The sequence below is a fragment of the Bradyrhizobium sp. WD16 genome (assembly GCF_024181725.1).
In the GTDB taxonomy this organism is placed as follows: Bacteria; Pseudomonadota; Alphaproteobacteria; order Rhizobiales; family Xanthobacteraceae; genus Bradyrhizobium_A.
Genome location: NZ_CP028908.1, coordinates 545,198 through 562,062, shown reverse-complemented (window position 1 = coordinate 562,062; position 16,865 = coordinate 545,198). Strand labels below are relative to the sequence as shown.

The following is a 16,865-nucleotide window of genomic DNA, read 5'->3' as shown; positions in this document are numbered from 1 at the left end:
GCATCGACCCTGCATAGCTGATTACAATTTCAACTTCAAAAATATGATGGTAGGGATAGTGATATTTCACTGTCTTATCACATCGGCCGCAGGGGCCACAGGGGGTGCCATGGTGGACATTGTCGACGATCCGCGAATTCCGGCCGGCGAGCCGTCGCTCAGGGCCAGGGCCTATGGCAAGGCCGCCGCGCGGCTGATCCCGGCGCTGGTCTTCCTGTTCATCCTCGCCTGGATCGATCGGGTGAATGTCGGCTTCGCCAAGCTCAGCATGCTCAGCGACCTCAAGCTCAGCGAGGCGGCCTACGGCTTCGGCGCCGGCGTCTTCTTCCTGAGCTATTTCCTGTTCGAGGTGCCGAGCAACCTGCTGCTGGAGAAGATCGGCGCGCGCAAGACGCTGGCCCGCATCACCATCCTGTGGGGCCTCAACTGCATCGCCATGGCCTACGTCAGGAGCGAGACCTGGTTCTACATCCTGCGCTTCACGCTCGGCATGTTCGAGGCCGGCTTCTTCCCCGGCGTGGTGCTCTACCTCACCTACTGGTTTCCCGCGGCCCGGCGGGCGCGGATCAATGGTCTGTTCATGACCTCCTTCGCCATCGCCGGCATCATCGGCGGGCCGGTCGCGGGTCTGATCATGAGCACCATGGGCGGGGTCGGCGGCCATGCCAACTGGCAGTGGGTGTTCATCCTCGAGGGCATCCCCTCGGTGCTGGCGGGCTTCGCCGTGATCTTCCTGTTGCCGGACCGGCCGAGGGAGGCGACCTGGCTGTCCAACGACGAGGCCGCCGCGATCGAGAACGAGCTCGCCGCCGAGCGGCGCAGCGCCACCTGCGAGACCAGCTTTTCGGCGGCGCTGGCCGACTGGCGGGTGTGGCTATGCGCGCTGATCTATTTCGGCATCGTCAGCGGCAACGCCACCATCGCGTTCTGGACGCCTTCGATCATCAAGGAGACCGGCGTCACCGACACGCTGCGGATCGGCCTCCTGGCGGCGCTGCCGTTCATCGCCGGCACCATCGCCATGGTATGGAACGGCGGTCATTCCGACCGCACCGGCGAGCGGCGGCTGCATTGCTCGATCGCGGCGCTGATCGCCGCCGTCGGTCTTGCGGCCACCGGCGCCCTGATCGGCAGCGGCGCCACCGCGCTGGCGGCGCTCACCGTGGCCGCGATCGGCATCCTCGCCGCCTTCCCGGTGTTCTGGACCATCCCCCAGGCGCTGCTCGGCGGTACCGCGGCGGCCGGCGGCATCGCCCTGATCAACGCCATCGGCAATCTTGCTGGCTTCGCCGCGCCCTATCTCGTCGGCATCTCGGCGAGCGTGACCGGCAGCGCGACCTCCGGCCTCTACGTCGTGGCGGTGATCGAGCTGACCGCCGCGGCGGCGGTGTTCCTCTTCCGCTTCACCCAGCCGGGCCGCTGACGCGGCGATCCTGCCGCCGGCCCGGTTGCGGACCGGCGGCTTCGCGACCACGAAGGACAATTACTCATGCTGCATTTCACCTGCCACGGCCGCGCCGCCACCCGCACCGTGGACTTCTCGCCCAAGGCTGCGGTGATCGCCGGCTGGGCGGCGCGCGACGAGGCGGCGGTTCGTCATCACATCGAGGAGCTCGCCGCCATCGGCGTGCCGCCGCCCTCCAGCGTGCCGCTGTTCTATCGGGTGGCGGAGAGCCTGCTGACCCAGAGCGGGCGGCTCGAGGTGCTCGGTCCCTCTTCCAGCGGCGAGATCGAACCGGTCATCGTCAGCCTCACCGACGGGCTATGGGTGACGATCGGCTCCGATCACACCGACCGCAAGGCCGAGGCCCAGGGCGTTGCGCTCTCCAAGCAGCTCTGCGGCAAGCCGATCGCCGGCGCGTTGTGGCGGCTCGACGACGTCGCGCCGCACTGGGACGAGCTCGAGCTGCGCGCCACGATCACCATCGCCGGCGAACGCGTGCGCTACCAGCACGGCAAGCTGGCGGCGCTTCGCCCGCCTGCCGACCTGATCGGCCGCTTCGCGACCGACGGCGTCCTGCCTCCGGGGCACGTGATGTTCGGCGGCACGCTCGGTGCCATCGGCGGCGTGCGGCCGGCGGATCGCTTCGAGATGGAGCTGTCCGATCCGGTGCTCGGCCGCACCATCCGCCACGGCTACGACATCGTGCCGCTGCCGGTGGTGGCGTAGGGCGGCGGCGTCACGCAATCGCCTCCGCCCTTGGCGGCATGCCCCTGTAGGCAATTGCGAGACATAAGCCACACTAGCTTTTTGATTTTGCTAGTGTCCCGATGTCTCCGAATGACCGTGCGAGGGTGAGGCAAACGAAGCGGTAATTCGGAGACAGGACACTAGCCGGCCGTCACCACCGCTTCCTTCTCCGCCAGCACGCAGCGCGCGACATGGCCGGGCGCGACCTCGACCGCCGCCGGCAGGCGCTCGCGGCAGACGGCTTCGGCGAAGCGGCAGCGCGGCGCGAAGGCGCAGCTTGTCGGCGCCACGTCGAGCGACGGCGGCGTGCCGGGAATGGTGTCGAGCCGTTCGCCGCGGCGGGCGCCGTGCACGGTCGAGGTGAGCAGCCCGCGCGGATAGGGATGAACGGCATGGCGGACGATGTCGCGCAGCGTGCCGGTCTCGACGATCTGGCCGGCATACATCACCGCGACGCGGTCGCAGACCTCGATGGCGACGCCGATGTCGTGGGTGACGAAGATCACCGACATGCCGAATTCGCGCTGCAGTTCGCGCAGCAGCAGCAGGATCTGGATCTGCACGGTGGCGTCGAGCGCGGTGGTCGGCTCGTCGGCCAGCAGCACCTTGGGCTTGCAGGCCAGCGCCAGCGCGATCATCGCCCGCTGCCGCATGCCGCCCGACATCTCGTGCGGATAGGACTGCAGCCGCCGTTTGGCGGAAGGGATGCGCACGACGTCGAGCATCTGCAGCGCGCGGGCCATGGCGTCGCCGCGGCTGGCGCCTTCGTGGCGCATCACCGCTTCGGCGATCTGCTCGCCGATGGTGTAGACCGGGTCGAGCGCCAGCCCCGGCTCCTGGAAGATCATCGACACCGTGCGACCGCGGAAGTCCGACAGCGCCGCATCGTCCATCGCCAGGACATCCTTGCCGGCGACGCGGATGCTGCCGGTGATGGCGGTGCGGCGGGACGGCAGCAGGCGCATCAGGGCGCGCAGGGTCACGCTCTTGCCGGAGCCGGATTCGCCGAGCAGCCCGAGCACCTCGCCCTGCGCCAGCGACAGGCTGACATCGTTGACCGCGTGCACGGTGCGCTCGCCGGAGAAGCGCACCGACAGATTGTGGATCTCGACGAGGTTCGTCATGACCATGGCGGCCGCCGGGTGTGGAAGTCGGTGGCGCGCTGGAAGGCCGCCCCCAAAGACAGCACGGTCGCCTCCTCGAACGGCCGGCCGATGAATTGCATGCCGATCGGCAGGCCGGTCGCGGTCGCGCCCGCCGGCAGCGCCAGCGACGGCAGGCCGAGATAATTGATCGGCCGGGTGAAGCGGGTGAGCTTCTGGATCACGGCCTCGGCGCCGATCCTGCCGCCGACGTCGCTCTCCTCGATGGTCGGGGTCGGCACCGGCGCGATCGGCGCCAGCACCGCATCGACGCCGGCCACCGCGTCGAGATGGGCGGCGAGGGAGGGGCCACGCCAGCGCATCGCCTCGAGATAGCTGAGGGCCGGAATGGCGAGCGCATTCTGCAGCCGCATCAGGACCTGCGGCCCGTAATCCTGCGGCCGCTCGATCATCCACTGCTTGTGGAAGGCGGCGGCCTCGACGGCGAGCACGATCTGGCAGGCGGCGCTGAGCTGCGGCTGCGACGGCAGCTCGACCCGGACGATCTCGGCGCCCTCGCGCTGCAGCGTGGCGATGGTCTCCTCCAGGACGCGGCCGACCTCGGCCTCGAGATCGTCCACATAGAACGCGGTCGGCACGCCGATGCGGCGGCCGCGCAGCGGCGTGTCCAAGCCGGCGCCGTAATCCGGCGCCGGGCCCGGCCTGGTGGTCAAATCCTGCGGATCGCCGCCGGCGATCAGACCGGTGATCAGCGCGCAGTCGACGGCGCTGCGCGCCAGCGGCCCGACGGTGTCGAGGGATTGCGACAGCGGCATCGCGCCGTAGCGGCTGACGAGGCCGACAGTGGTCTTGAGCCCGGTGACGCCGCAGTTGTTCGCCGGCATGCGGATCGAGCCGCCGGTGTCGGAGCCGAGCGAGGCGAAGGTCAGGCGTGCCGCCACCGCGGCGCCGGAGCCGGACGACGAGCCGCCGGTGACGTGCGCGAGATTCCAGGGATTATGCACCGCGCCGTAATGGGCGTTGTGCCCGGTCGGACCATAGGCGAACTCGGCCATCTGCAAGGTGCCGAGCCGGACGGTGCCGGCATCCTTGAGGCGCTGCAGTGCGGTCGCGGTGGTGGTGGCGACGAAGTCGCGGCGGATCTTCGAGCCGCAGGTCGCGACATGGCCGGCGTCGTAATACATGTCCTTGTGCGCCAGCGGCACGCCGTGGAGCGGGCCGCGACGCTCGCCGCCGGCGAGCCGCCGGTCGGCGTCCTCCGCGGCGGCGAGCGCGGCGTCGGCGTCCACCGCCATGAAGGCGTTGAGCTCCGGATCGAGCCGCGCGATCCGCGACAGGCAGGATTGCGTCGCTTCGCGCGAGGACAGTCTGCGCCCGGCGATCGCGGATGCGACCTCGGCGAGCGACATCAGGGCCGGTTCATCCGCATTCATGGCTGCGCCCGTCGTCCCGCTCACGGCCGGCCTCCGTTCTGGACGCGGGTGAAGCTCGCGGGTTCGAGATCGAAGGGCAGGGTGCCGGCGATCGGCGAAAAGCCTTCGAGGGCGGGGCCGATCGAGGTGGCGATGCGCTTCGCGGTTGCCTCATCCACCGGCAATCCGGCGGCACGGGCCATGATTTCCACCTCGCTGACGCTGAGCGGTGGCGTGGCTTTATCGGTCATGGAGCACTCCTCACAGAATTCGACGCGGCGAAGGTCTCGCCGGCGCGGCTGTGGCCCGAGGCCGGCACCGCCATGTGGCAGGCGACCTCGTGGCCGTCACTGTCGACCGCGGCGAGCTTCGGGGCGAGGCTGGCGCAGACTGCCTCGGCGAAGGGACAGCGGGTATGGAAACGGCAGGCCTGCGGCGGATCGATCGGATTCGGCGGATCGCCGCTGATCGGCGCCTGCTCGGTGCGGCGGTCCGGATCGGAGGTCGGCATCGCCGCGAGCAGCGCCCGCGTATAGGGATGCGCCGGCGCGTCCCACAGGGCGTCCACCGGACCGAGCTCCACCACCTCGCCGAGATACATCACCAGCACGCGGTCGGAAATGTAGCGGACGACATTGAGGTCGTGGCTGATGAAGATATAGGTGAGGCCGAACTCGCGCTTCAGGTCGACCAGCAGGTTGAGCACCTGGGCCTCGACCGACTTGTCGAGCGCCGAGACCGCTTCATCGAGGATGACGAGACGCGGCGACAGCGCCAGCGCCCGGGCGATGTTGACGCGCTGGCGCTGGCCGCCGGAAATCTCGTGGGGGTAGCGGTCGGCGAAGACCTCGGGCCGCAACCCGACCTTGCCGAGCAGGTCGCGGGCGAGGCTGCGGGCCTGGGCGCCCGCCATGCCGTGCACCTTGGGGCCGAAGGCGATCGACTGTTCGATGGTCAGCCGCGGATTGAGCGAGGCATAGCTGTCCTGGAACACCATCTGCATGCCGCGGCGCAATTCGGTCAGCGTCAGGTCGCTGCCGATCGCCATGCCGTCGAACAGGATCTCGCCGGCGTCATGGGGCATCAGGTGCATCAGCAGCCGCGCCGTCGTCGACTTGCCGCAGCCGGACTCGCCGACGATGCCGACGGTTTCGCCCTTACCGACGCTGAAGGAGACGTCGTCGACGGCGCGCACGGTCTTGCGCTCGCCGAACATCGAACCGCGCACCGGAAAGTGCTTGGTCAGGCCGCGCACCGTGAGCAGCGGCTGGGCGGCGCCGCCGAGATCTTTCAGCGGGGGAAGGCGACCCGCGGCCTTGGCCATATCAGGATTGGTCATGTCAGTTCCTGATGTCCATGGCGCCGCGCAATCCGTCGCTGAGCAGATTGAAGCAGATCGAGACGGTGAAGATCATGGCGCCGGGGAGCGCCGCGATCACCGGGTTGGTGTAGATCGCGGTGCGCAGGGTGTTGAGCATCAGGCCCCATTCCGGTTCCGGCGGCTTGGTGCCGAGGCCGAGGAAGGAGAGGCCCGAGGCGAGGATCATCGACACCGAGATCAGCCCCGTGGCGTAGACGAAGACCGGGCCGAGCACGTTGCCGAGCATGTGGACGCGCATCACGGTGATCGGTCCGGCGCCGGAGGCGCGGGCGGCGTCGACGAAGTCGAGGCTGCGCACCGAGGTGGTGACGCTTTCGGCGACGCGGGCGATCTGCGGGATGAAGACCACGGTCAGCGACACGATGGAATTGACGATGCCGGCGCCGAGCGCACCGGAGATCGCGATGGCGAGCAGCACCGAGGGGAAGGCGTAGAACACGTCCACCGTGCGCATGATCGCGGTGTTGATCCTGCCGCCGGCATAGCCGGCGAGCAGCCCGAGCGAGGTGCCGGCGATGAAGGCGAGGCATACCGGCAGGATGCCGGTGAGCAGCGACAGCCGGCCGCCATAGATCAGTCGCGCCAGCATGTCGCGGCCGAGCTCGTCGGTGCCGAGCGGATAATGCGGCGTTCCGATCGGTTTGAGACGGCGGATCATCGAGCCCTGATAGGGATCGGCGAGGCCGAGCCAGGGGGCGGCGAGCGCGCCGAACAGGATGAGGAGGAGGATGAGCGCGCAGGCCATGCTCACCTTGTCGCGCGTCAGGCGCCGACGCACGTTGCTCCAGTAGCCGCGGCCGGGGGCGGCGGCGATGGCGGGGACGGCGGGTTCGCCGAGGCTGCTCATGGCTGGGTCCTCAGCTGCGTTTGATGCGCGGGTCGATCGACGCCTGGGCGATGTCGACGAGAAGGTTGAGGAAGACGAAGAACAGCGCCAGCACGAGGATTGTCCCCTGCAGCAGCGGCAGGTCGCGCTGGAAGATCGCCGAATTGAGCAGGAGCCCGGTGCCGGGCCAGGAGAACACCGTCTCGATCAGGATCGAGCCGCCGAGCATGTAGCCGAGCTGCAGGCCCATCACCGCCATGGCGGTGGGCGCGGCGTTGCGCAGCACGTGGCGGAAGACGCCGGTCTCGCGCAGCCCCTTGGCGCGCAGTGCCTCGACGAAATCCTGGGACAGGATGTCGCCGGTCAGTGCCCGCACGGTGCGGGTGACGATGCCCATGGGAATGGCGGCGGTGGTCAATGCCGGCAGCACCAGGAATTGCAGATGGGTCCAGTCCCAGGCCCAGTCGCTGGAGCCGCCGGGACCGGCGCCGACCGCGGGCAGCCAGTTGAGCTGCACCGAGAAGACGATGACCAGCACGATGCCGAGCCAGTAATGCGGCACCGAGACGCCGGCGACCGCCACCGCAGTGGCGAGGCGATCGATCCAGCGGCCGCGGAAATAACCGGCGAGCAGGCCGAAGGCGAGGCCGAGCGTGAAGCCGATCAATGCCGCGGCGAGCGCCAGCATGATGGTGTTGCCGACCGCGCGCATCACCTCGGACAGCACCGGCCGGCCGGTGGCGATCGAGGTGCCGAGGTCGCCGTGCAGCGCCTTCCACACCCACAGGCCGAACTGCACCGGCAGCGGCCGGTCGAAGCCGTAGGCGGCGCGCAGCTGCGCCGCGAGCTCCTGCGAGGCGTCGGCCGGAAGCACCGCCACCAGCGGGTCGCCCGGCGCGAGATGGACCAGAAGGAAGCACACCAGCGCGACGCTGATGACGATCGGGATCACGTAGACGATGCGGCGCGAGATATAGGCGAGCACCCGGTTACCTTATGAACTGCGACGCTGGTCGAGACGCGGCGTCATTGACAACTTGAGAAGGCGCTCACCCGGCGGCGCGGTGCGCCGGGTGAGCCGATGGCGTCACGGGCGGCGCGCGATGCCGCTCGTGCATCCTGCGTGTCACTGCAAGGTGACCGGCGAGAAATCGACGAACCAGCTCTTGGGCTGGACGAAGTTCTTGATCTTCGGCGACAGCGCCCGCGGGCCGACGTCGTGGGCGACATAGAGGAAGTCGGCGTCGTCGACGGAGGCGGCATGGAGTTCGGCGAGCGCCCTGTCGCGGGCCTCCGGCTCGAAGGTCTGGCGCGCCTTGGCGACCAGCTCGTCGAACTTCGGGTTGTTGATGTAGCCCCAGTTGTTCGAGACCGGCGGCGCCATGCCCGACTGCAGGAAGCGCACCATGGCGAAGAACGGATCCATCGCGGCATAGGTGACGTTGATGGCGTTGGCGCCGTTGGCGCTCGGATCCTTGGCGCCGCGCCGCCAGTTGGTGAACAGCGTATTCCACTCGATGACGTCGAGCTGGACGTCGAAGTAGCACTCCGACAGCGCCTGCTGCAGATATTCGTTCATCGGCAGCGGCAGCATCTGGCCCGAGCCCGAGGCCGAGGTCTGGACCTTGACCTTGAGCTTCTTGTCGGGGCCGAAGCCGGCCTCCTTCATCAGCGCCTGCCCCGCCTTGAGGTCGTATTTGATCTGGAAGGTCGGATTGCCGCGCCAAGGATGGCCGGGCTCGACCGTGCCGGTGGCCGGCGCCATCAGGCCGCCGAGAAGACCGTCCTTCATGCCGTCGCGGTCGATGCACAGATTGGCGGCCTTGCGCACCCTGATGTCGTTCCAGGGCGAGCCTTCGACCCGCGAGAACTGCCACGGCCAGACATGGGGCTGCTCGTTGGCCTGGATGACGAAGCCGCGCTGCTTGATCTGCGCGACGGCGTCCGGCGCCGGCGCCTCGATCCAGTCGACCTGCCCCGACAGCAGCGCCGCGGTGCGGGCATTGGCCTCCGGCACCGGCAGCAGCACCATGCGGTCGACATGCGGTACCCGCGCCTTGTCCCAGTAGCTCTCGTTCTTGACGAGTTCGAGCCGCTCGCGCGGCACGAAGCGCGCCATCTTCCACGGACCCGTGCCGGAGGCGTCGCGCGAGAAGCCGTCCCACGCCGCGGCGGCCTTGGCCTTGGCGTCCGCGCCCTGGGCGGCGTCGAACAGCTTCTGCCACTTGGCCGGGCTCGCCATGAACAGGTTGGTGAGGTTGATCGGCAGGAAGCTGTCCGGCTCCTTGGTGGTCAATTCGACGGTGAGGTCGTCGATCTTGCGCGCCGACTTCAGCGTCGGCATGCGCGAGGCGGTGACGCCGACCTGGCTGGCGTCGTATTGCGGCGCGTCCTGCCTGAGCACCTTGTCGACGTTCCACACCACCGCATCGGCGTTGAACGGCGAGCCGTCATGGAAGGTGACGCCCGGGCGCAGCTTGAAGGTCCATTTGGTCTTGTCGTCGGCGTTGACCGCCCATTCGGTGGCGAGGCCGGGAATGACCGTGCTCGCCTTGGTCGCCGACGACAGGTCCCACAGGGTGAGGGCGTCGTACATGGTCAGGCCGGTGAAGCGATTGCCTTCGAAGCCCTGATCCGGCTGGCCGAGCGTGCGCGGAATATCCGCGGCGGTCATGGCGATGCGCAGGACGGTCTCGGCTCCAGCGGAGCCCGGCGCGCCCGCTGCCGCGATCGTGAGCAGCGCGGCAAAGCTGCAGCCATGAGCGAAGGTCTTGAACTGTTTGAACATATGTCCCACGTCCTCTGAGCCATTAGCGAAGGTCTGGGCATCTTGTATGCAATGCTTGTGCCATCCGCAGCGTCGTCATGGTGAGCTCTGCCGCTTCTTTTCGCAGCCGCCAAGTCCCGGGTCCGGGGATAAGAGGGGTAAAAACGAGGCGATGAGCGATGTCGTCACCAGGCCGCGCACAACGACGAAGCCGCAGGTCGAGCGGCCACGGCTGTACAAGGTCATCCTGATCAATGACGACTTCACCCCGCGCGACTTCGTCACCATGGTCCTCAAGGCGGAATTCCGCATGACGCAGGAGGAGGCTTATCGGGTGATGATCACGGCGCATCGGCTCGGTGCCTGTGTCGTCGCCGTCTATGCCCGCGACGTCGCCGAGACCAAGGCGGCGCGCGCCACGGAAGCCGGCCGCGCCAAGGGTTATCCGCTGCTCTTCACCACCGAGCCCGAGGAATAGCCGCCATCCGTAACGCGGCTCGCGGCCGCCGTGCTTTCGCCGGTCGCGCCGGCTATGCAGCGTTTCACCATCTCTTCACTGAACGAACAGGAGTGTCGTCATGCCTCATCCCGCCTTGTCCGCAGGTTCTGTCGCGGTGATCACCGGCGGCGCGTCCGGCATCGGTCTTGCCGCGGCCAAGGCTTTCGCGCGGCGCGGACTGCGGATCTGCATCGCCGATCTCGGCGAGGAAAAGCTCGCGCAGGCCGCAGCACAGATCGCCGCGATTGCGCCCGACGGCGCCGCCGCGGTGAGGCATGTCAATTGCGATGTCGGCCGTATCGAGCATCTGCGACAACTGGACGCAATGGTGAGTGACCAATTCGGCGGCACCGATGTGCTCATGAATAATGCGGGCGTGCAGCCGGGCAGCAAGCTGTTCGGTCCGCGCGAGAACTGGGAGCGCGTGCTCGCGGTCAATCTGTGGGGCGTGATCAATGGCACGCAGGTCTTCGTGCCGGGGATGATCGCGCGCGGCCGGCCGGGGCTCGTCATCAACACCGGCTCCAAGCAGGGCATCACCACACCGCCGGGCGATCCCGCCTACAACGTGTCGAAGGCCGGCGTGAAGGCCTTCACCGAAGCCCTGCAGCACGAATTGCGCTCGACGAAGGATTGTCGCCTCAGCGCCCATCTGCTCATTCCGGGCTTCGTCTTCACGCCGCTGACCGCCAGCGGCCGCAGCGAGAAACCGGCCGCCGCCTGGACGCCGGAGCAGACCGTGGAGTTCATGCTGGAGCGGCTCGAGGCCGGCGACTTCTACATCCTCTGCCCGGACAACGACGTGCCGCGGCGGCTCGACGAGCGCCGCATCCTGTGGGCGGCCGGCGACATCATCGAGAACCGGCCGGCGCTGTCGCGCTGGCATCCGGACTACGCGCAGGCGTTTGCGGACTTCGTCAAGGGGAGTTGATTGCTATTCGCCGTCATCCAGAGGTGCGCGCAGTGGCGCGCCTCGAAGGATGGACGGCCCGGGCGGGGCCCGCGTTCATCCCTCAAAGCTCAGCGCGCGCACGATGTGCGGCGGGCCTCGCACCTCAGGATGACGCGGGATTCACGCCACCGCGGCGACCTTCGCTCGCTCATCGAGCCAGCGCCGCGTCAGCGTCACGTCGGCCTGGCCGAGGCGAATAGGGAGCCATTATCGTCAGCGTCTTAGACGGTCCGAAAGCTGAAATTTGGGACCGCGCTCCCGGGCTCTTGCATATATTCATTTCAAGGAATAGTATTCCGATATGGAATGGCCGGTCGAATATACCGACGAGTTCGGCGGCTGGTGGGATACGCTCGCCGAAGCCGAGCAGATCAGCAACGACGCTCATGTCCGCAAGCTGGAGCAGCGCGGTCCCAACCTGCCGTTTCCCTATTCAAGCGGCATCAGCGGATCTCGCCATGCCCACATGCGGGAGTTGCGTGTGCAGAGCGGCGGCAAGCCCTTGCGGGTGTTCTACGCCTTCGATCCGCGCCGCATGGCGATCTTGCTGATCGGCGGAGACAAGACCGGCGACAAGAGGTTCTACGACCGGATGATCCCGATAGCCGACAGGCTCTACGACGAGCATCTGGCCGAGTTGGATAAGGAGAAAGACGATGGCCGGTAGGCGTTCCTTCGCGGAGCTTCGCGCCCGCATGTCGCCCGAGGCACTGGCCAAGGCGGAGGCCGAGGCGCAGCGTCTCGGCGAGGAAATGGACCTCGCCGAGGTGCGCCGCGCCTTGAAGCTATCGCAGGAAGAGATCGGGCAGGCGCTCCAGATCGGGCAAGGCTCGGTCGCCAAGATCGAGAAGCGGACGGATATGTATGTGAGCACGCTGCGCCGCTTCATCGAGGCAATGGGCGGCGAGTTGGAGATCGTGGCGCGCTTCGCCGATCACACCGTCAAGATCAAGAATTTCTCCGATCTCAACGAGAAGGAGCGCGCTTGAAACCTACATGGAAACCGCCATTGCAAGTATTTCTACGCCACAGCACGACGGCGTTTGCGGACCTCGTCAAGGGGAGTTGATTGCTGTTCGCCGTCATCCTGAGGTGCGCGCAGTGGCGCGCCTCGAAGGATGGACGGTCTGGGCGGGGCCCGCGTTCATCCCTCAAAGCTCAGCGCGCGCACGATGTGCGGTGCGCTGAGCACCTCAGGATGACGCGGGATTCACGCCACCGCGCCCACCTTCGCCCGCTCATCGAGCCAGCGCCGCGTCAGGGTGACGTCCGCCTGGCTGAGCTGATGGCCGCCGGGCAGCACGCGGCGCTCGACGCTCGCGCCGGCGTCCGACAGCATCGCCGCGAGCGCGGCACCGTTCGCCGCCGGCACGATCGGATCGTGCGCGCCGGCGAGCAGCAGCACGTCGGTGCCGGTGAGATCGATCCGCGGCGGCCGCGCCAGCGGCACCATCGCCCGCAGCAGCACCGCCCCCTGCACCACGCCGGGATGCAGCAGCAGCAGGGCCGCGGCGATGTTGGCGCCGTTGGAGAAGCCGAGCGCGACCGGCGCGGCAAGGCCGTAGGCCTCGCGCGCCGCGGTGATGAAAGCGGCGAGATCGCTCGCGCGCCGGATCACGTCGGCTTCGTCGAACACGCCTTCCTGGAGGCGGCGGAAGAAGCGCGGCATGCCGTGCTCGAGCACCTGGCCGCGCACCGAGAGCAGCGCCGCGCCGGGCGCCACCGCCTCACCCAGCGGCACGAGATCGTGCTCGTCGCCGCCGGTGCCGTGGAGCAGCAGCAGCGGGGCCGCATCGGGCCGGCTGGCCGGCACGAAACGGTGGACGAAAGACAGATCGGTGGCCATCACGCCGCGCGCTCCAGGCTCGGCAGCACGCGCTCGATCTCGCTGCGGTGCTGTTCGAGAAAGGCCGGCAGCTTGAGATCGCGGCCGAGCGAATCCACGGGCTCGTCGACGGCGAAGCCGGGCTGATCGGTCGCGATCTCGAACAGGATGCCGCCGGGCTCGCGGAAATAGATCGAGCGGAAATAATTGCGGTCCATCTGTTCGGTCGGTCGCAGGCCGTGGTTCTCGACCAGCCGGCGCGCCATCGCCGCCTGGGCGGCATCGTCGGGAGCGCGGAAGGCGATGTGGTGCACCGAGCCGCGTCCCATCCGGCCGGACAGGAAGCCCTTGGCCTCATGAATGTCGACGGTGCCGCCGAGCGTACTGTCGGCCCTCAGCCGCAGCAGGCTGCCCTCGCGGCCGAACTCACCAAAGCCCAGCACGTCGGTCAGGATCGCCGCGGTGCGCGCCGCGTCCTCGAGCAGCAGCGTGACATTGGCGAAGCCGCGGATGGCATGCTCGGCCGGCACCTCGCCATTGCTCCAGCCGGGCTCGCTCTCGGCGCCGGGCACGCCGATCAGGGCGAGGCGCATGCCGTCCGGATCGGTGAAGGGCAGCACGGTCTCGCCGAAGCGCTTCTCCGGCGCCTCGTGGGGCACGCCGGCAGCGATGAAGCGATGGGTCCAGTAGCCGATCGAGGCTGCGGGCACGCGGAAGGCGGTCTCGTGGGTCTGGCCGACGCCGCCGCGCCCGGCCGCCGCATGCGCCCAGGGGAAGAAGGTCAGGATGGTGCCGGGCTGGCCGGCCTCGTCGCCATAATAGAAGTGGTAGGTGCCCGGATCGTCGAAATTGACCGTCTTCTTGACGAAGCGCAGGCCCAGGGTGCGGGTATAAAAGCTGAAATTTCCCAGCGCGTCGCCGGCGATCGCGGTGACGTGGTGCAGGCCGCTCATGGTGTTCGGTTCCCTTGTGCTCTTGGGCCGGGGGTGGCCCGTTCTGGGGGCGGATATTGGCCTGGCGGCTGGGGAAGACAATCTCGTCAGCACTGACGTTTCTGTCTATGATTCGTCGACAATCCTGCCAAGGCGAGGTGCCGGGGAACCATGGACAGGCTCGACGGGCTGCGCAGCTTCATCAAGGTGGTCGAATTCGGCAGCTTCTCCGAGGCGGGACGGGCCCTGCGTCTGTCCCGCTCGGCGGTGAGCAAGCATGTCGGCGATCTCGAGGATGATCTCGGCGTGCAGCTCCTCAACCGCACCACGCGCCACGTCGCGCCGACCGATGCCGGCCAGGCCTATTACGAGCGGGTGGTCGCCATCCTCGCCGATCTCGATGCCGCCGACAGCGCCGTCACCGACCACCAGGCGAGCCCGCGCGGCTTGCTGCGGGTGAATGCGCCGATGTCCTTCGGCACGCTGCAGCTCGGCCCGGCGATCGCCGATTTCATGTCGCTCTATCCCGAACTGCGTCTGCAGCTGACGCTGAGCGATGCCCAGATCGATCCGGTGCAGGAGGGGCTCGACGTCACGCTGCGCATCGCCGAACTCGAGGCCTCGAGCCTGATCGCCCGCAAGATCATGCCGGTCGAGCGCGTGGTCTGCGCCGCGCCGGCCTATCTGGAGCGGCATGGCGTGCCCAGGCATCCGGCCGAGCTGCGCGACCATGCCTGCCTGACCTACGGCTTTCTCTCCACCGGCAATCAATGGAAGCTCAGCGGCAAGGACGGCGATCACTGGATCCAGCCATCCTGGACGCTGTGCGCCAACAATGCCGAGGTGCTGCGTGATGCCGCGATCGGCGGCCGCGGCATCGCCCTGCTGCCGACCTTCCTGGCGGCGGACGCCCTCGCCGGCGGGGAGCTGAGGGCGTTCCTGTCGGACTACCAGGCGCCGCCGCTGGCGCTCTACGCCGTCTATCCGCCGACCCGCTCGCTCGCGGTCAAGGTGCGGCTGTTCATCGATTTCCTGGTCGAGCGCTTCGGCCCACGCCGCCGGGAGGCGCGCAAGGCCTCGTGAGCGGTGGAACCACCGGGGTTTCCGCCGGTTGTCATTGGTCCATTCACGAAAATCCGCAAACCCGCGTGCCGTCCCGCATCGAAGACTATGCCCTGATCGGCGACTGCGAGACCGCGGCCCTGGTCGGCCGCGACGGCTCGATCGACTGGCTGTGCTGGCCATGCTTCGATTCCGATGCCTGCTTCGCCGCGCTGCTCGGCACCAGCGATCATGGCCGCTGGAAGATCGCGCCCGATGACGGCGCGGTGCGGATCTCGCGGCGCTATCGCGGCGAGACCCTCATTCTCGAAACCACCTTCGAGACCGCTGGCGGCGCCGCCACCCTGATCGACTTCATGCCGCCGCGGGGCGAAGCCTCGGACATCGTGCGCCTCGTCCGCGGCGAGCGCGGCGCCGTGAAGTTTTCGCTCGAGCTCGTCATCCGATTCGGCTCCGGCGCCGACATCCCCTGGGTGCGGCGTATCAGCGAGAACACCATGCTCGCCGTCGCCGGGCCGGACATGCTGGTGCTGCGCACGCCGGTCGCGGTGCGCGGGCGCGGCATGACGAGCGTCGGCGAATTCGAGGTCAAGGCCGGCGAGACCATGCCCTTCGTCCTGACCTATCAGGCCTCGTACCTGCCGGTGCCCACGCCGGTGGATCCGTTGCAGGCGCTGGCCGATACCGAGGCCTTCTGGACCGACTGGTCGCGCCAGAACAACTATGCCGGCCGCCATCGCGAGCTGGTGCAGCGCGCGCTGATCACCCTCAAGGCGCTGACCTACGCGCCGACCGGCGGCATCGTCGCGGCGCCGACGACGTCGCTGCCGGAAAAGCTCGGCGGCTGGCGCAACTGGGACTATCGCTATTGCTGGCTGCGCGACGCCACCTTCACCCTGTTCTCGCTGATGAACAGCGGCTATGTCGCCGAGGCCGGCGCCTGGCACGCCTGGCTGATGCGCTCGGTGGCGGGTTCGCCCGCCGACCTGCAGATCATGTACAGCATCATCGGGAGCCGTCGCCTGCTCGAATGGCAGGCGGACTGGCTGCCGGGCTATGAGGGCTCAAAGCCGGTGCGGTTCGGCAATGCCGCCCATCGCCAGCTTCAGCTCGACGTCTTCGGCGAACTGATGGACACCTTCCATCAGGCGCGGCGCGCCAATGTCGAGCTGGGCGGCGGCACCTGGCAGCTCGAATGCGAGCTGCTCAAGCACCTCGACAAGATCTGTACCCTGCCGGACAGCGGCATCTGGGAACGTCGCGGTCCGCCGCAGCACTACGTGTTTTCCAAGGCGATGTGCTGGGTGGCCTACGACCGCGGCATCCGCAGCGTCGAGAGCTACGGCTTCGAAGCCCCGGTCGACGACTGGCGCGCGATGCGCGAGCGCATCCATGCGGATATCTGCGCCCATGGCTTCGACGCCGAGGCGGGCAGCTTCGTCGCCGCCTATGGCTCGCCGTGGCTCGATGCCAGCCTGCTGCTGCTGCCGGCGGTCGGTTTCCTGCCCGCCGACGATCCGCGGATGGTCGGCACCGTCGAGGCGATCGAACGGCATCTGATGAGCGACGGTTTCGTCCTGCGCCACGATCCGCGCGAGCCGCGGCCCGACGAGAGCCATCCGATCGAGGGCGCCTTCCTCGCCTGCACCCTGTGGCTGGCGGACGCCCATGTGCTGGCCGGCGATCTCGACAAGGCGCGCGAACTGTTTCACCGCGTCGCCTCGGTCGCCAACGACGTCGGGCTGTTGTCCGAAGAATACGACACGCTGGCCCGGCGTCAGACCGGCAACTTCCCCCAGGCGCTGACCCACATCGCGCTGATCAATACCGCGCACAACATCTACGAGGCGCTGCATCCGGCGCAGAAGCCGGCGGTGCAGCGGACAACGTGAGGGTGTTTGGAGAGGGCGCTTCA

17 protein-coding genes are annotated in these 16,865 nt (G+C 68.2%); 8 read left to right on the top strand and 9 right to left on the bottom strand.

Going from position 1 to position 16,865, the window contains the following annotated elements:
* The first annotated feature begins 109 nt into the window (after positions 1 to 109).
* On the top strand, positions 110 to 1,423 hold the full coding sequence (locus tag DB459_RS02625; protein ID WP_253711411.1) for an MFS transporter: 1,314 nt from the start codon (positions 110 to 112) through the stop codon (positions 1,421 to 1,423).
* A 66-nt stretch (positions 1,424 to 1,489) separates the two neighbouring features.
* Entirely contained in the window at positions 1,490 to 2,170 is a 681-nt protein-coding gene (locus tag DB459_RS02620) for a DUF2848 domain-containing protein (protein ID WP_253711410.1), read from the top strand.
* A 161-nt stretch (positions 2,171 to 2,331) separates the two neighbouring features.
* Here DB459_RS02620 and DB459_RS02615 read toward each other — a convergent pair whose 3' ends face one another.
* The 7 genes from DB459_RS02615 to DB459_RS02585 all read right to left on the bottom strand — a co-directional run bounded on the left by DB459_RS02615 (position 2,332) and on the right by DB459_RS02585 (position 9,701).
* Complete coding sequence (locus tag DB459_RS02615) at positions 2,332 to 3,315, bottom strand: ABC transporter ATP-binding protein (RefSeq protein ID WP_253713745.1); 984 nt, start codon at positions 3,313 to 3,315, stop codon at positions 2,332 to 2,334.
* Positions 3,312 to 4,727, bottom strand: a complete 1,416-nt coding sequence (locus DB459_RS02610; protein ID WP_253713744.1) for an amidase — start codon at positions 4,725 to 4,727, stop codon at positions 3,312 to 3,314. The genes DB459_RS02615 and DB459_RS02610 overlap by 4 nt, the downstream gene beginning before the upstream one ends.
* A gap of 20 nt (positions 4,728 to 4,747) precedes the next feature.
* Positions 4,748 to 4,957, bottom strand: coding sequence for a hypothetical protein (locus DB459_RS02605; RefSeq protein ID WP_253711409.1), 210 nt, complete (start codon positions 4,955 to 4,957; stop codon positions 4,748 to 4,750).
* Positions 4,954 to 6,045, bottom strand: coding sequence for an ABC transporter ATP-binding protein (locus DB459_RS02600; RefSeq protein WP_253711408.1), 1,092 nt, complete (start codon positions 6,043 to 6,045; stop codon positions 4,954 to 4,956). The genes DB459_RS02605 and DB459_RS02600 overlap by 4 nt, the downstream gene beginning before the upstream one ends.
* A gap of 1 nt (position 6,046) precedes the next feature.
* Positions 6,047 to 6,934 (bottom strand): ABC transporter permease, encoded by an 888-nt coding sequence (locus DB459_RS02595; RefSeq protein WP_253711407.1) that lies wholly within the window; start codon positions 6,932 to 6,934, stop codon positions 6,047 to 6,049.
* Between the two features lie 10 nt (positions 6,935 to 6,944).
* Positions 6,945 to 7,898 carry an ABC transporter permease gene (locus DB459_RS02590; RefSeq protein ID WP_253711406.1) on the bottom strand — a complete coding sequence of 318 codons (954 nt, stop codon included), beginning with the start codon at positions 7,896 to 7,898 and terminating at the stop codon, positions 6,945 to 6,947.
* A 141-nt stretch (positions 7,899 to 8,039) separates the two neighbouring features.
* The gene (locus tag DB459_RS02585) at positions 8,040 to 9,701 is read right to left on the bottom strand and encodes an ABC transporter substrate-binding protein (protein ID WP_253711405.1); all 1,662 of its coding nucleotides are present in this window, start codon (positions 9,699 to 9,701) and stop codon (positions 8,040 to 8,042) included.
* 151 nt (positions 9,702 to 9,852) lie between these two features.
* Between DB459_RS02585 and clpS the strand changes: the two genes are divergently transcribed.
* From clpS to DB459_RS02565, 4 genes are all read left to right on the top strand, one after another.
* A complete protein-coding gene (gene clpS / locus DB459_RS02580) occupies positions 9,853 to 10,158 on the top strand; it encodes an ATP-dependent Clp protease adapter ClpS (protein WP_253711404.1) in 306 nt (101 codons plus the stop codon).
* A 100-nt stretch (positions 10,159 to 10,258) separates the two neighbouring features.
* Positions 10,259 to 11,110 (top strand): SDR family oxidoreductase, encoded by an 852-nt coding sequence (locus DB459_RS02575; RefSeq protein ID WP_253711403.1) that lies wholly within the window; start codon positions 10,259 to 10,261, stop codon positions 11,108 to 11,110.
* A 322-nt stretch (positions 11,111 to 11,432) separates the two neighbouring features.
* Positions 11,433 to 11,798, top strand: coding sequence for a type II toxin-antitoxin system RelE/ParE family toxin (locus tag DB459_RS02570; RefSeq protein WP_253711402.1), 366 nt, complete (start codon positions 11,433 to 11,435; stop codon positions 11,796 to 11,798).
* Entirely contained in the window at positions 11,788 to 12,120 is a 333-nt protein-coding gene (locus tag DB459_RS02565) for an XRE family transcriptional regulator (RefSeq protein WP_253711401.1), read from the top strand. The genes DB459_RS02570 and DB459_RS02565 overlap by 11 nt, the downstream gene beginning before the upstream one ends.
* 221 nt (positions 12,121 to 12,341) lie before the next feature.
* On the opposite strand, the gene DB459_RS02560 is transcribed toward DB459_RS02565, so the two are convergent.
* Both DB459_RS02560 and DB459_RS02555 read right to left on the bottom strand, forming a co-directional pair.
* Positions 12,342 to 12,977, bottom strand: coding sequence for an alpha/beta hydrolase (locus DB459_RS02560; RefSeq protein WP_253711400.1), 636 nt, complete (start codon positions 12,975 to 12,977; stop codon positions 12,342 to 12,344).
* Positions 12,977 to 13,909: a ring-cleaving dioxygenase gene (locus DB459_RS02555; protein WP_253711399.1), complete on the bottom strand. Its 933-nt coding sequence runs from the start codon at positions 13,907 to 13,909 to the stop codon at positions 12,977 to 12,979. The genes DB459_RS02560 and DB459_RS02555 overlap by 1 nt, the downstream gene beginning before the upstream one ends.
* A 150-nt stretch (positions 13,910 to 14,059) precedes the next feature.
* Between DB459_RS02555 and DB459_RS02550 the strand changes: the two genes are divergently transcribed.
* Positions 14,060 to 14,971 carry a LysR family transcriptional regulator gene (locus tag DB459_RS02550; protein ID WP_253711398.1) on the top strand — a complete coding sequence of 304 codons (912 nt, stop codon included), beginning with the start codon at positions 14,060 to 14,062 and terminating at the stop codon, positions 14,969 to 14,971.
* A gap of 65 nt (positions 14,972 to 15,036) precedes the next feature.
* On the top strand, positions 15,037 to 16,842 hold the full coding sequence (locus tag DB459_RS02545; RefSeq protein WP_253711397.1) for a glycoside hydrolase family 15 protein: 1,806 nt from the start codon (positions 15,037 to 15,039) through the stop codon (positions 16,840 to 16,842).
* Positions 16,843 to 16,865 lie beyond the last annotated feature (23 nt).